Source organism: Litoreibacter meonggei, assembly GCF_003663885.1.
Lineage (GTDB): Bacteria > Pseudomonadota > Alphaproteobacteria > Rhodobacterales > Rhodobacteraceae > Litoreibacter > Litoreibacter meonggei.
The window spans coordinates 261049-274110 of record NZ_RCCE01000002.1 but is presented as its reverse complement, the minus strand read 5'-3'; the positions used below and the strand labels follow the sequence as shown (position 1 = coordinate 274110).

At 55.2% G+C, this 13062-nt stretch carries 15 protein-coding genes and 1 tRNA gene; 8 read left to right on the top strand and 8 right to left on the bottom strand.

Annotated features, from left to right (window positions below):
• Window positions 1-37: 37 nt before the first annotated feature.
• Together BCF46_RS06155 and BCF46_RS19725 are read right to left on the bottom strand one after the other, a co-directional pair.
• Window positions 38-466 carry a helix-turn-helix domain-containing protein gene (locus tag BCF46_RS06155; protein ID WP_121022807.1) on the bottom strand — a complete coding sequence of 143 codons (429 nt, stop codon included), beginning with the start codon at window positions 464-466 and terminating at the stop codon, window positions 38-40.
• 841 nt (window positions 467-1307) lie between these two features.
• A complete protein-coding gene (locus tag BCF46_RS19725) occupies window positions 1308-1481 on the bottom strand; it encodes a hypothetical protein (protein ID WP_170157872.1) in 174 nt (57 codons plus the stop codon).
• A 226-nt stretch (window positions 1482-1707) separates the two neighbouring features.
• On the opposite strand from BCF46_RS19725, the gene BCF46_RS06140 reads away from it, so the two are divergent.
• The 4 genes from BCF46_RS06140 to BCF46_RS06125 all read left to right on the top strand — a co-directional run bounded on the left by BCF46_RS06140 (window position 1708) and on the right by BCF46_RS06125 (window position 5361).
• On the top strand, window positions 1708-2886 hold the full coding sequence (locus BCF46_RS06140; protein ID WP_121022800.1) for a recombinase family protein: 1179 nt from the start codon (window positions 1708-1710) through the stop codon (window positions 2884-2886).
• Between the two features lie 208 nt (window positions 2887-3094).
• Window positions 3095-3682 carry a recombinase family protein gene (locus tag BCF46_RS06135; RefSeq protein ID WP_121022798.1) on the top strand — a complete coding sequence of 196 codons (588 nt, stop codon included), beginning with the start codon at window positions 3095-3097 and terminating at the stop codon, window positions 3680-3682.
• 139 nt (window positions 3683-3821) lie between these two features.
• Window positions 3822-4235, top strand: a complete 414-nt coding sequence (locus tag BCF46_RS06130; protein ID WP_170157871.1) for a helix-turn-helix domain-containing protein — start codon at window positions 3822-3824, stop codon at window positions 4233-4235.
• A 1-nt stretch (window position 4236) separates the two neighbouring features.
• Window positions 4237-5361 carry a tyrosine-type recombinase/integrase gene (locus tag BCF46_RS06125; protein WP_121022794.1) on the top strand — a complete coding sequence of 375 codons (1125 nt, stop codon included), beginning with the start codon at window positions 4237-4239 and terminating at the stop codon, window positions 5359-5361.
• Window positions 5362-5449: 88 nt separating this feature from the next.
• On the opposite strand, the gene BCF46_RS06120 is transcribed toward BCF46_RS06125, so the two are convergent.
• From BCF46_RS06120 to BCF46_RS06095, 6 genes are all read right to left on the bottom strand, one after another.
• Window positions 5450-5524: transfer RNA gene (locus tag BCF46_RS06120), tRNA-Gly, on the bottom strand.
• 80 nt (window positions 5525-5604) lie between these two features.
• Window positions 5605-5916, bottom strand: coding sequence for a hypothetical protein (locus BCF46_RS06115; RefSeq protein ID WP_121022792.1), 312 nt, complete (start codon window positions 5914-5916; stop codon window positions 5605-5607).
• A gap of 38 nt (window positions 5917-5954) precedes the next feature.
• Entirely contained in the window at window positions 5955-6965 is a 1011-nt protein-coding gene (locus BCF46_RS06110) for an endonuclease/exonuclease/phosphatase family protein (RefSeq protein WP_121022790.1), read from the bottom strand.
• A complete protein-coding gene (locus BCF46_RS06105) occupies window positions 6962-7651 on the bottom strand; it encodes a molecular chaperone DjiA (RefSeq protein WP_121022788.1) in 690 nt (229 codons plus the stop codon). The genes BCF46_RS06110 and BCF46_RS06105 overlap by 4 nt, the downstream gene beginning before the upstream one ends.
• 32 nt (window positions 7652-7683) lie before the next feature.
• A complete protein-coding gene (locus tag BCF46_RS06100; RefSeq protein WP_121022786.1) occupies window positions 7684-8175 on the bottom strand; it encodes a GNAT family N-acetyltransferase in 492 nt (163 codons plus the stop codon).
• Window positions 8172-8795 carry a VOC family protein gene (locus BCF46_RS06095; RefSeq protein WP_121022784.1) on the bottom strand — a complete coding sequence of 208 codons (624 nt, stop codon included), beginning with the start codon at window positions 8793-8795 and terminating at the stop codon, window positions 8172-8174. Before BCF46_RS06095 ends, BCF46_RS06100 begins: the two co-directional genes overlap by 4 nt.
• Window positions 8796-8859: 64 nt before the next feature.
• On the opposite strand from BCF46_RS06095, the gene BCF46_RS06090 reads away from it, so the two are divergent.
• From BCF46_RS06090 to BCF46_RS06075, 4 genes are read left to right on the top strand one after another with little or no spacing between them, the layout of a single operon-like run.
• Window positions 8860-9447 (top strand): 5-formyltetrahydrofolate cyclo-ligase, encoded by a 588-nt coding sequence (locus BCF46_RS06090; RefSeq protein WP_121022782.1) that lies wholly within the window; start codon window positions 8860-8862, stop codon window positions 9445-9447.
• Window positions 9444-10259 (top strand): TIGR00282 family metallophosphoesterase, encoded by an 816-nt coding sequence (locus BCF46_RS06085; protein ID WP_121022780.1) that lies wholly within the window; start codon window positions 9444-9446, stop codon window positions 10257-10259. The genes BCF46_RS06090 and BCF46_RS06085 overlap by 4 nt, the downstream gene beginning before the upstream one ends.
• A gap of 49 nt (window positions 10260-10308) precedes the next feature.
• Window positions 10309-11214 carry a DMT family transporter gene (locus BCF46_RS06080; RefSeq protein WP_121022778.1) on the top strand — a complete coding sequence of 302 codons (906 nt, stop codon included), beginning with the start codon at window positions 10309-10311 and terminating at the stop codon, window positions 11212-11214.
• Window positions 11214-12992 (top strand): SLC13 family permease, encoded by a 1779-nt coding sequence (locus BCF46_RS06075; RefSeq protein ID WP_121022776.1) that lies wholly within the window; start codon window positions 11214-11216, stop codon window positions 12990-12992. Before BCF46_RS06080 ends, BCF46_RS06075 begins: the two co-directional genes overlap by 1 nt.
• The last annotated feature ends 70 nt before the right edge of the window (window positions 12993-13062 follow it).

Genomic DNA, 13062 nt, shown 5'->3' with positions numbered 1-13062 from the left:
ACGGCCGGGACGATGGCCTGTTCGATCTCGACGGCGTTCATCGTGCTTGGCCCTTTTGCTTGAATAGAAGAGCCACGAGGTCTTGGTATCTTGATGGGTCGAACGAGGCTCCGGTCTCCCAAGCAATCGCGGTTTCCTGTTTAAAGATGGTCACCACAACATCCTTGATTTGGCTTGGCTGTGGGCGGGGTTTGGCATCAGCCAATGATGCTTCGACAAACTCAATCACCATCCCCAGTCGGTCCAGGTCCGTCTCAGACATGCTGCGCACTACCGACCCATCGAGCAAAGCACTTGGTGACACGCCATAGGCGGAGGCCAAGTCTACGAGCCGCTGTGAAGTCACACCCGTGTCGCCAGCCTCGATGCGGCTGATGGTGCTCTGCGTGAGGCTCAGCTTCTCTGCTGCGGCCTCCATCGTGAGACCAGCACCTAATCGCGCTTCCTTGAGTTTCCTGTGCAGCATTTCGCGGCCTTTGTTGCTCCAGTGCTATACCCATAATGCACGATATGCATGAATGGTGACAGGTGCAGAATGACATTTGTTCATCTCCATATATTGCGAATCATGCATGATATGCTTACTATGCATATCAATGAAGTTGGATGAGTATCTGAAGATCAATGGAATTTCGGGCGCTTCGTTCGCAGAGCGAATTGGCGTGAACCCAGCCACTGTCTTTCGGATCAGGACGGGGCGGGTGTTTCCACATCGATCCACCCTCACTGCAATTGTCGTAGCAACGGACGGAGCGGTAAGCGCGAACGATTTGGTGGAGATACCGAAAAAAGAAAAAGGAGGGCACACAAGTTGATAGCGACGATCAGGGCGACGGCCTTCGCCACGGCACTCACGGGCCTAGCAGCTTGTCAGCCATCCATTACTGAGAGCGATGCGATTTTCTATGGATACTGCGTTGGCATTTACCCTCACGCTGAAGTGGCCATCCAACGTGGCCATCTTCGGTATCCTCGTGGCACGTTTCAACGAGTGGCCGACCGTGCGTCTCGCTCATTCCCAGCCCCTGTGAACTGGGACGCCGAGAATGCAAACATCTTCCGCCGAGAGATGGGGCGGGGCCAGAACCATGGCAGTGCGATCAGTCGAGGTGACGTGCAGAGCCGCGATATCACTCGCCTGGACGCTTGCATCGACTGGGCCAACGGACTTTGACCCCCTCCGTTATCCCAATCACCAGTAGAAAACTAGGAAGACACAAATTATGAATACAATGACGTAAGCCCTTGATCGAACCTCCGGCCTTCATGGATGTTTACGTCAGCCGTGGGCTAACATTGTAAAGCCGCTACGCCGCTTCTGTCAGGTCATCAACGTCGTCGTCTCCAAACAGGTCCTGCCAATATGTGTTGATACAATCTTCCAGGATCGCGCCTAGTTCACGGCGTTCCTCAGCCTTGATCTCTGCCAGCATATCGATGGCATCCTCGTTCAGGTTCCGCACGGAAAAGCGTTTCATCATGGGTCATCCTCCTCCTAGTATTTAGGCGGATGGCATCGTTTGGAGTCATGAAGTTTGCTGCCTGTTTGACTCAAGTGGCTCTGTCAGACAGCGGTCCGACTAAATACCATAATCCGAAGGTCATGGTGTGATCAGCATCATCATCTGCGGGGGCTGAATTACCGCCTCCGCGATTTTTTCACTATCTTCAATCGGACTAACGAAAACTAAGGGCATTGATCATTCGATGAAATACGATTGGGGCAGATCGACCGGAGCGCCGGATGGCCAGATTGTTCCGGCGGAAGTGGCGGCTCCAGGCCAAGCAGAGCAGGGCTTCTGTGGTTCATCCTCTAGTTCGGATTTTACATATAAAAACTCAGTATCATCAATGGCGATCAATCCGAGGATTTCCTCATGTGGTTTCATTCTATACCGAAGAGTGAGCACCAAAGAACAATCGAAACAAGAGTATCGTAGCCAGCTTGATATTATCAAATCAGTTTATCCTGATTTCAGTATTTCTCACTCATGCATTGATAACATCACTGAACATGTTTCTGGTCTTGCAGACCCTGAGATCAGGATGGCGTCAGGTCTCGGCAAGTGCCTTCGACTGCTTCAGCGCAATCCATTCGCTATCATCTTGGTATCGAACATCGACCGTATTGCCCGACGACCAGATATCTTTGAACTGATTCAACGCCAGGGTCTGGGGCATCGTATTTTCGATGCATCAACAGGCTTGTGCCTGGATCAAGTGGTCGAGTCGGGTGATCACATCAAGATTCACAAAGACACAAAAGCACAACACAACGCCCGTTACATTGGTATTAAACGGTATCAGGCTGCCGGAGGAACCATGGGGTCGCCGGACATCGGCAATTGGTCGAAGCAGGCCGCTGCCAAGAGCAGACAGTTGGCAAAGGATCGGCAGTCTGACGTGCTGAAAGTTGTAAAGCAGATGGTCATTGATGGACGCGGGCATATGCCGCCGTATCGAGATATCTGTGATGAGATGAACGAACGCGGTCTCCGCACCGGGCAAGGACGCTTCCACACTCCGCAGCGGCTCAGCCAATTGCGAAAGAACGATCCAGTGGCCTGGGACTACACACGTGACAGCTATCACCGTCCACGGCGGTGGCTCAGGGAGCGACTGACCGTTGCACTGGCAGAGGCCAAGGCAGAGGCTCAGGCACGAGCACAAACAGCAGTAAAGACGGACCATCATCAGGATCGACGGCAACCGATGAGGAAGCCCGCTCTGATATCATATCGTCGTGTCCATGGTCTGCACGTAGCTTGCGTTACCACAACCGTAGTGAAACACCATTCTAGCAGTGTCTATGATCCGCGTCGCAAACAGACTGGTTGCGATGGATGCCGTGGTCCACCTCAGGAACGGGGGGCACTCGGTCCCTGAAGGTGAGAATGACCATCGGGGCAGTCCTTGACGAAGCAGGTGTCCAACAAACCATCGTTTTTTGCACAGGGTCAGGGACTCCAAGAATCGTACCGATCCCGCTATACAAACTGTGCATCAAACCCGTCCATTTCGAAAACAAGGGATGTCCATTTTTGGACACCCTTTTGCGGAGTGATGTTCGGCGGGTTCATCATAGGAGGCGACCATAGGGAAACGGTTCGGGTATGTCCGCACATCCACAGCGGATCAACACAATGGAATAGATGTTCAAATCGAAGCACTTCTGGCCAATGACAACCAGCTTGATCGCAGGGACATCTTTGTCGAGCAGGTGTCAGGTGGGCTTCACCACACCAAGAGACCGAAGCTACACCAGTTGTTGGCCCAGCTTACCGATACCGATGTCGTCTACATCTACCGAACTGACCGCCTTGGTCGCTCCACATCAGACCTGCTTACCATTGTCGAGAAAATCAAAGGTGCGGGTGCCAGGCTTGTTAGCATCACCGATGGTATCGATACTGGCACAGGTATGGTCGCCGATATGTTCCTGACACTTCTCTCGGTGGTCGCCCAGTACGAGAGATCGTTGATATCGGACCGAACGAAAAGCTCTTTGCGTGTCCTAAAGGAACGTGGTGTTGAGCTTGGTAGACCGCGCAAAGTCACGCCAGTGATCATTCGTCAGGTCCAGGCGATGCACGATGACCCAGAAGTATCTGTCAAAGACGTTTGTGCATCTCTGGGGATATCGCGCAGCAGTTATTATCAAGCACTGCGGCACACCGCTTAGCTGATTAAACCTCACATCTTGTAATTCACAGGATCGTTCCCAATTATCATGCCAATCGGGTCATCGAGGCGATGACAGTTACGAGGTTCGGGGAGGTCCTGGGCAAAACAAATTGATGTTTTGATCCATGAGGACCCACATGCCTATCACTACAAACCCTGACGAGTTCATTCGTCAACTATCTGAAGCACAGCAGGGTAGCCCATTGCCAGCTTTGCCTCCTCAGGCTGATGAAGAGGCGCTGACCACAGCGATCAACGCCTTGGCGGCTCAGTCAGCTACCATCCTGCATATCAAACAGGCTGCTGAACTGCTGCATTGTTCCGTTGATACGCTGCGGCGCATTCCTATCGATGAACTGCCAACCTACGAAGGTGTTGGTCGTTCTGTTCTCTATCTTCGGTCGGACATCGAAAGTTATGTCACTGGGCGAAAGAATGTCGCCAAGCGTGGCACAGGTCGTGGGTGTCCCAAGGAACGTTCAGCGCCAACCCCATTCGTTGTGGATCAGAACCCCGCTGACCTTGCCCTCAAAGCGATGAAGGGGGCTTAGGATGACTAAGAAGACCACACAAAAGGTTGGTGCGCTTACGGTTCGGGCTGAGGTCGTGAAGGGGCAGGGGACTGGAAATTGGTTCGTAGATGTTCCCCCAAACTTCAACGGTAACGAAAAGCGTCGGCGGCATCGGCATCCATCAAAGTCAGCAGCAATGATGGCTGCTCGGCAAATGAACAAGGATTTGCAGCTTGGCGAGATGATGCAGAATCAGGGCCAATGCGGGCTGGGGTTGCATGATGTGTTTGGAAGGTGGTTGGAGGGTCAGCAACTTCGGGTCACGAGTGGTCTAAAGAAAGAGAGTTCTTTGCGCACTGACCTGAATGGGCTGCGCCACGTGATGGGCTTCTTCAAAGACGAAGATATCTCAAAGATAAATGCGGCACGTATCGAAGCTTACCAGCGTCATCGTCTGGGTGAGCAGGTAAAACCCGTGACGATCAACACCGAATGCCGAAAGCTGCGGGCATTGATGAACTGGTGCCACAACCATCGACTGATAGAAGTCATGCCTAAGGTGCCGATGCTGAATGAGGTCCCCGTGGACACAGAGGTCCCCATGCAGGATGAAATCGTCCTGATTCTTCAGCAGTTACCAGAGATGCCAGCAGTGCTGACTAGGTTGATGATTGAGACTGGGTTGCGTCCAAGTGAGGCAAAGAGGCTAAAGTGGGATGCCATCGACCTTGACCGTAAAGTGCTGAAGGTCGGCGTTGTGAATGGTGAGACGCCCAAAACGGGACTGTCCAATCGGGAAATGGCCTTCGGTGACGGTCTGGCCGCTGATTTGCTGAAGTTGAAGCGATCTACCAACCTGGAGTGGGTGTTCCCGAACCGTGATGGTAAGAACAAGCCGATGGACAATTATCGCAAGTCGTTGAAGTCAGCAGTCAAACGATCTGGGGTGGAACGGTATGGGAAGCCCATGAAGTTCACCCCGAAGTATGCGCGGAAGGCATTCACCAGTTATCAGTATCTGCGGGGGGTGCCACTCAGCACGATCAAGAAGCTTGTGGGCCACTCTCCGAACTCACGGGTGACCGAAGCACACTACCTTCACATCCCCGAATCTTCGCTTCGGAACACGGTTTTCGAACTCGATATCCCAGAAAAACCTGAATGAGTTTGGCAATATTTGGCAATCCCTGAAACGACGAAGGGCCACCCGAAGGTGACCCTAAACGTAACCAACTGTTTTTGTTGGACCAAACTGGAGCGGGCGAAGAGATTCGAACTCTCGACCCTAACCTTGGCAAGGTTATGCTCTACCCCTGAGCTACGCCCGCATCCGTTGGTGAGCCGTGATTTAGCGACGGTGCGCGTGGGCTGCAAGAGAGAAATTCAGGCCAAGGGCAAAAAAACCTGCCTAAAGGTCGATGCTACCATCTGGATTGACCTTAGGTTCAACGTCCGGTGCTTCCTCTACTTTCGGCTTGCGCCGGATGATAATGTCGCCATTCGGTAGGACTTCCGGTGCTTCAAACGCATTTAGGTCGGACATCTTCTCGGACAATTGCTTCATCAGGGGCATCATGTCCTCGGTGAACGCATCAAAAAAATCGCGAAAGTTATCGGCCAAGGGGGCTAGGTCGCCTAATCCGAAGGGCGGCTCGTTCTCTTGTGCCGAAGCTGAAAATGGGGCCAGTGCCACCGCGCATATCAAGAACACCTGCTTCATACGTAGAATATGGGGTCTTAGCCCCAACAATTCAAACCCTAGAGTTGAATGTCCAGCGTCACAGGGAAGTGGTCGGAGGCAATGAGCAGCGCCTCCCTTAATTCTGGGGTATTCCAGCAATCTGGGTCATCGAACGGGTGCCAGATATGCCATTGCGGAGTTCTGGCGGCCAGATCGGCCGAGACCATGATGTAGTCCAACATGGCGTTCAGATAGCGCTTTTCATGGCGTACATAGAAACGTGATGTGGTGGGCCGCGCACCGAAAGGATGGGTCATGATCTGGTGGGCATGCGGGTCAAAAAGTGTCTGAGCGGGATCGCCTGATTGCCCCAACACGATTTCCACTCCAGAGCGCCCAAAGAGCTTTTCGTACCCGTCCAGACCTGGTCCATCGTTGAAATCGCCCAGCACGATCACCGAGTCGCCTGCGGTTAGATGTTCGGTGACTCGCGCGCGCAGCCAAATACACTGCGCTAGTTGTTTGCGCCGGTTGGCAATGGATATCCGCATCGCATCCGCATCATTTCGCGCCCCATGCGGGGCTTTTGATTTCAGATGCGCGCCAATCAACCGCAACTCTGCACCAGCCTTGGTCGTCAGTGCGACTTCCAAAGGCGGTTTGGAAAAAACCACGTCGTCCAGTTTTGCATCAATGTCGAGATCCATCTGGAAGGTGTTGTCAAAGTGTGGGGCCGCCTTGCTCTCGCGAGGATCATGAACCGCGGTTACGACGTTCGGGTCATAGAGCAGGGCTATTTCCTGCTGGGTGTCGTTGTCGTACCCGATGAGCGCCTTCGTGGTACGTAGCCCGAAATGTTCTGCAAAATTTTCCAATGCCACACGTCCGGATCGGTTGGGTGAGGTGTCCGGAGCCTCAATCACCATCACAACGTCAGCGTCAATGGAATGAAAGACGACGCTCAAGGCCTGCGCTTGCATGGCTTTGGTGACATTGTAGCGCGACGACCATGTGCCGTTCTGGATCAGCTCATTGGCGTCATCGAACAGATAGGTGAACCATTCGACGTTGTAGGTGGCAATCCTCATGCAACGGGCTCACGCTCTGCCAAAATCTCGGCCCACGCGGCGTTGATGCGGATCAGGCGTTTTTCGGCCATTTTGACGGCTTCATGAGGGACGCCTCTTGCAGCCATCACATCTGGATGGGTGTCCTTTACAAGTTTCCGCCAACGCTTGCGGACATCTTCAAGCGCCATCTCCGGAGAGGCGTCTAGCACCGCGTATGGATCTGGCGTTGCATCGGCGACGAACCGCGCGCGCAGGCAGCGGAACTCCTGTTCCGTGATCTTGAAAATGCGCGCCACTCTCAGCAAAAACTCGTCTTCAAGCGGGTGATAACTGCCGTCTGCGACCGCGATATGGAACAGCCCCTCAACCAAGTCACAAAGCGTTGCGTGGTTGTCCTCGAACATCGCGGCGATCTTGCGCGCGTAGTCATCAAATCCGGCAACATCCTGACGGGCAAGGTTAAACAGTTTCGCTGCCTGTGCTTCGTCCTCTGGCGGAATGGTGAACACCTCGCGGAACGCGGTGACCTCGTCACGGGTCACATGTCCGTCGGCTTTCGCCATCTTTGCACCGAGTGCGATGACGGCGATCGTGAAGCCTACGCGCCGCTCGGGGGGGGTGCGCAAGTGCGAAAAAACGTCCGACAGGCTTTCGCCTGCGGCCAGTGCAGCAAGTGCGTTTGATATGCGGGTCCAAACTGACATCGGAAGTAGACTAAACTATTCGGTTCAGCTTGTCAGACAAATTTCTGCATCAGCACAAGGTCGATGAACCGTCCGAATTTGTACCCGGCCTGCGGGACCAACCCGACTTGCTCGAAGCCCAGTTTTCTATGGAATTCCATCGCAGGCACATTCTCTGCAGAGATGCCTGCAATCAGACTATGTATCCCGGCATTACTGGCATGATCGTTCAACGCATTGACCAATCGACGGCCTAATTTCCGGCCGCGCGCGGCGGGGGCTACATGCACGGTAATCTCGGCGGTGCGGGCATATCCATCACCAGCACGGAACGGGCCGTACTTGGCGTAGCCATCTATAGCGCCGCTGCTATCCGCGACGAGATAGGGTGCACTTTGCCTTTGATTCTCGGATAACGCCTCATGCAAATTGGACACTGATAACTGCTCAGCGGAGAAAGTGATCGTAGTCTCGGAAATAAGCGGATTGAGAATGGCCAAAATCCCTGCGGCGTCGTCAGGTCGAGCTGGGCGGACAAGAGTCATGTCAGAACCCGTCGCCCGTGCGGTGTGTCGAAATTTGCCGAAAGGCCTGGGGTCTCGGCCTCCGCGAACAGCACCGTGTCGCGCGGCAAGAGGGGGGCAAGGGTCGCAGCAATTTCGGTGGCTTGCGGATGATGAAGGACAAACGTACCCAAACGTATGCCCTGTTCAGGTAACAATGGTGCAGGATGCAGGTCACCATGCCATTGGATCAACGCAGGCCCCCAGCCGCCCCATGGCAAAATGCCGTCGTCAGGAACTGCCATCGACCATCTAAAATCGCCGCGCTGAAGCGATATTGGGGTGCCAAACCCGTTTGGAAGCTCCGCCAAGGCCGCCTCAAGGTCATCAGTCGCCAAAATCCAGTTGGTCAGGCGTGGCGGTCCATCGAAATGGTCGAGGTTAAACCAGCGTGGACGATTGGGCGCAGTTGCATCAGGATTAATTGCAATCGCCTCGAAATAGATATCTGGCCCTAAGGACATCAGGTGATTGTGGGTGCCCATCTGCGGATGCTCGCCCCGCGTTGCAAGCTGGACGCCTAGCGCGCTCTCTACATGGGCACGCGCTGCGTCCAAGGTTTCGGCGGCCAGCGCAAGATGATCTAATCTGAGAAGGTTCATAGATCCACGATAGGTCCGCAGACAGGGTCTTGCCAAGAGAGCAGTAGCGGGCAACAACACAAAGATGGATGATTTGACCCAAGCAAAAGCCGCCGCGCGCAAAGCCGCATTCGCCCGTCGCAAGGACGCGAAATCCTCTGACAAGGATGCCGCCGCCGTGGCACATCTTTTGGAGGTCGTGCTGCCTTATAAAGGCCGCGCCTTGTCGGGGTATCTTCCGATCCGCACGGAAATTGATCCGGTTCCCGTTATGGCCGCCATGGCTGCTTGGGGCCCGGTTTGTGTACCTGTCATCAAGGCAAAGGGGCAGCCACTTGAGTTCCACCGCTGGGAGCCGGGCTGTAAAATGGTTGATGGCGGATTCGGGACCTTTGTGCCGGCCAGTGCCGAAGTGATTGTGCCTGAGGTTTTGATCGTGCCGCTCGTGGCGTTTGACCGAAAGGGCGGGCGCTTGGGGTACGGTGGCGGCTTCTATGACCGAACCTTGGAAGGGTTGCGCGCAGGCGGCAATGTTACTGCAATCGGCTACGCTTTCGCTGCGCAAGAGGCCAAGGGCTTACCGCTGGAACAAACTGATCAGCCGCTTGACGCTATTATCACCGACGAGGGCGTGTTGCGCATGAAAAACATCCAGCCTAGGTCTTGCGCATGAAGATTTTGTTTCTTGGAGATGTGATGGGGCGTGCCGGACGCGCGGCCATCGTGGATCGGTTGCCCAAGCTACGGGCTGATTGGGCTTTGGATTTCGTCGTGGTAAACGGGGAAAACGCCAGTTCCGGCGCTGGACTAACAGCCGCTCATGCAACATCTTTGCTGGATGCTGGGGCTAATTGCCTGACCTTGGGCGACCACGCCTTCGACCAGCGCGATATGCTGCAATTTATCGAAAAAGAGCCGCGCATCATCCGCCCGCTGAACTTTGCAAAAGACGCACCGGGTCGAGGGTATGGTGTCTTCGAGGCCGGTCGCGGACGTAAGATTTTGGTCACGCAAGTGCTGGGGCAGGTGTTTATGAAGCGCCCCTTCGAGGACCCCTTCGGCAAGCTTGAGCAGGTGCTCAAGACTCACCCGCGTGGTGGCATGGTGCAAGCGTCGCTCGTTGATGTGCATTGTGAAGCCACGTCCGAGAAAATGGCTATGGGTCACTGGTGCGATGGGCGTGCCAGCGTTTGCGTTGGGACGCACACCCACGTTCCCACAGCCGATGCCATGATAATGCCAGCAGGTTGCGCCTACCTGTCAGATGCCGGAATGTGTGGTGACTACAATTCTGTGATTGGAATGGAGAAGGCGGAGCCGATGCGTCGCTTCGTGACGGGGATGGTCAAAGGTCGTTTCACCCCCGCGATGGAAGAAGCAACGCTTTCTGGCCTCTATGTTGAAACCGACGACCGCACTGGCGCCGCGACCCGTATTGAGATGGTGCGCCAAGGCGGGTGGCTGTCGCCCTCTGGGCCTGCGTGATCGAACTCATGCTGCCGTGGATAGCAGCTATCCCAACGGATTTAGGCGAATGAGCGAACGGAATGGTTTGTTTGCCGCGTTGTTCGTCATGGGCGCGGGCTGGGGATTGACACAACCTTTAGGCAAACTCGCCGTGGAGGGCGGTCACCGCCAATTCGGTCTGGTGTTTTGGCAGGTGGTGATCTCCGGCGTGATCTTGGGATTGTTATGCGCATTGCGTGGCAAACCCATGCGTCTTGGCATCCCGCAACTTTGGGCCTGCCTTGTGATTGCGCTGATCGGCACTGTTTTGCCGGGGGCCGGTTCTTACACCGCATTGGTTTATTTGCCCTCGGGTCTTGTCTCAATCCTGTTGTCGCTGGTGCCCATGCTCGCCTTTCCTGTGGCGGTGTTGTTGGGCAACGAGAACTTCGTGTGGTCACGGCTTGCAGGGTTGGCGCTGGGCCTTTGTGGAGTGCTGCTGATCGTACTTCCTGAGGCCAGCCTACCCGATCGGGCAATGGTGGTGTTTATTCCTGTCGCCATGATTGCCCCGCTATTTTACGCCGTCGAAGGCAACTACGTAGCGCGTTGGGGGACCGCTGGCCTTGACCCGTTGCAGCTATTGTTTGGCGCGAGCGCTATTTCTGCCGTGATCTCTGGTCCCTTGGCAATTTGGCAGGGGCAGTTCATCAACCCCCTTCGGCCCTATGGGGCGGCAGAGTGGTCCCTGATCGCATCGGCGGTAATCCACGCAGGCGTCTATGCGGCTTATGTGTGGCTTGTCGGGCGCGCAGGGCCGGTATTTGCTGTGCAGGTCAGCTATTTGGTAACGGCTTTCGGTGTCGTTTGGGCCATGTGGCTGCTGGGCGAGCGCTATTCGCTTTGGGTCTGGGCCGCGTTCGCTATACTGCTCGTCGGGCTGGCGCTGGTTCAGCCGCGCCCGCTCGCAGAACCTGAACCATTGGAGCCGTGATGGAGCTTTTCGATCTGTCCCAAAACGCACGTGCCGTTCTGGCATTGTTGGTCGTTCTGGGAATGTTTGCGCTGTTCGTGCGCGAGACCTATCCGACCGAGGTCGTGGCAATCGGGGGGGCTTCCGTTCTGCTCGCGACAGGGGTTCTTCCCTATAACGCCGCGCTGTCGGTGCTGTCGAATCCGGCACCTTGGACCATTGCTGCTATGTTTATCATCATGGGATCGCTGGTTCGCACCGGGGCGCTTGACTGGTTCACACGCATCGCAGACAGAAATGCTGCAAAACGGCCCGCGTTGGCATTGGTGGGGATGTTCGCTTTCGTTGTTATCTCTTCCGCCATCGTTTCCAACACGCCGGTCGTCGTCGTGATGATCCCTGTGTTTGTGCAGTTGTCACGAACTTTGGGGGTTTCCGCATCCAAGCTTCTTATCCCGCTGTCATACGCGGCCATTCTGGGCGGTACGCTTACACTGATCGGCACCTCGACAAACTTGCTGGTTGATGGCGTTGCACGCGCCAATGGATTGGCAGCGTTCACTATTTTTGAAGTTACGCCGCTGGGTATTGTGTTGGTCGCTTGGGGAATGGTCTACCTACGTTTCATTGCACCACGCTTGTTGCCAGACCGTGACAGCATGGCAATGATGCTCTCTGATCGCTCGAAAATGAAGTTTTTTACCGAGGCGGCGATCCCACCCGAGAGCAACTTGATCGGGCGAGAGGTTCTCGACGTTCAGCTGTTCAAACGCGAAGGCGTGCGATTGGTCGATGTGGTCCGCGGAGATACGTCTCTGCGCCGTAATCTCAAGGACGTGACCCTGCAAACAGGCGACCGCGTTGTGTTGCGCACCGAGATGACCGAGCTGTTGTCTCTGCAAAGCAACAAAGAGCTGAAACGCGTGGACCAGCTGTCTGCTGTTGAGACGTCGACCGTCGAAGTGTTGATCACGCCGGGGTGCAAAATGATTGGCCGCTCGCTTGGCTCCATGCGCCTGCGTCGCCGCTATGGTGTTTACCCGTTGGCGGTACATCGCAGGAACCAGAATATTGGACGTCAGCTGGATGACCTGATTGTTCGCGTGGGCGACACGTTGTTGCTTGAGGGCGCTCAAGAGGACATCTCGCGCCTCGCCAACGACATGGAGTTGGTGGACGTCTCGCACCCCTCCGCTCGTGCGTTCCGACGGTCTCACGCACCGATTGCCATTGTCGCTCTTCTGGCGCTTGTGGCGCTCGCGGGCCTTGGTCTTGCCCCCATTTTTCTCCTGTCAGTCCTAGCGGTCGCCATTGTCCTGCTGACACGCTGCATCGATGCAGACGAGGCGTTTTCCCATGTGGATGGCCGCCTTCTGGCGCTCATTTTTGCGATGCTCGCGATTGGCGCGGCCCTAGAAGCATCTGGTGCTGTGACGCTAATCGTTGAGGCACTTGCCCCTTGGATGATGAACCTGCCGCCGTTCTTTGTGGTCTGGGGTATTTATCTTTTGACGTCTGTGTTGACCGAATTGGTCTCCAATAATGCTGTGGCGGTGGTGGTCACACCCATCGCAATCGGATTGGCCTCTGCTATGGGGCTGGACCCAAGGCCGCTGGTGATTGCGGTGATGGTGGCCGCCTCTGCCAGCTTCGCCACCCCCATTGGGTATCAGACCAATATGTTGGTGTATGGCCCCGGTGGGTATCGTTTCACCGACTTCTTACGCGTGGGTATCCCACTGAACCTGTCCATCGGGTTGCTTGCATCCTTCATGATTCCGATAATCTGGCCACTCTGACCAGAGCATTTTCGCCTAAGTTGCCTTTGGGCATTCCATGCGGATTGAGTGCTGTGTATTTATTTGGCGA

What these genes read in the sequence shown, in the direction of transcription:
- BCF46_RS06105 (WP_121022788.1), bottom strand. Translation starts at nt 7,651, where the DNA reads ATGTCAGTTTGGACCCGCATATCAAACGCACTTGCTGCACTGGCCGCA.
- BCF46_RS06110 (WP_121022790.1), bottom strand. Translation starts at nt 6,965, where the DNA reads ATGAGGATTGCCACCTACAACGTCGAATGGTTCACCTATCTGTTCGAT.
- BCF46_RS06125 (WP_121022794.1), top strand. Translation starts at nt 4,237, where the DNA reads ATGACTAAGAAGACCACACAAAAGGTTGGTGCGCTTACGGTTCGGGCT.
- BCF46_RS06090 (WP_121022782.1), top strand. Translation starts at nt 8,860, where the DNA reads ATGGATGATTTGACCCAAGCAAAAGCCGCCGCGCGCAAAGCCGCATTC.
- BCF46_RS06080 (WP_121022778.1), top strand. Translation starts at nt 10,309, where the DNA reads ATGAGCGAACGGAATGGTTTGTTTGCCGCGTTGTTCGTCATGGGCGCG.
- BCF46_RS06085 (WP_121022780.1), top strand. Translation starts at nt 9,444, where the DNA reads ATGAAGATTTTGTTTCTTGGAGATGTGATGGGGCGTGCCGGACGCGCG.
- BCF46_RS06100 (WP_121022786.1), bottom strand. Translation starts at nt 8,175, where the DNA reads ATGACTCTTGTCCGCCCAGCTCGACCTGACGACGCCGCAGGGATTTTG.
- BCF46_RS06140 (WP_121022800.1), top strand. Translation starts at nt 1,708, where the DNA reads ATGAAATACGATTGGGGCAGATCGACCGGAGCGCCGGATGGCCAGATT.
- BCF46_RS06095 (WP_121022784.1), bottom strand. Translation starts at nt 8,795, where the DNA reads ATGAACCTTCTCAGATTAGATCATCTTGCGCTGGCCGCCGAAACCTTG.
- BCF46_RS06130 (WP_170157871.1), top strand. Translation starts at nt 3,822, where the DNA reads ATGCCTATCACTACAAACCCTGACGAGTTCATTCGTCAACTATCTGAA.
- BCF46_RS06115 (WP_121022792.1), bottom strand. Translation starts at nt 5,916, where the DNA reads ATGAAGCAGGTGTTCTTGATATGCGCGGTGGCACTGGCCCCATTTTCA.
- BCF46_RS06075 (WP_121022776.1), top strand. Translation starts at nt 11,214, where the DNA reads ATGGAGCTTTTCGATCTGTCCCAAAACGCACGTGCCGTTCTGGCATTG.
- BCF46_RS19725 (WP_170157872.1), bottom strand. Translation starts at nt 1,481, where the DNA reads ATGATGAAACGCTTTTCCGTGCGGAACCTGAACGAGGATGCCATCGAT.
- BCF46_RS06155 (WP_121022807.1), bottom strand. Translation starts at nt 466, where the DNA reads ATGCTGCACAGGAAACTCAAGGAAGCGCGATTAGGTGCTGGTCTCACG.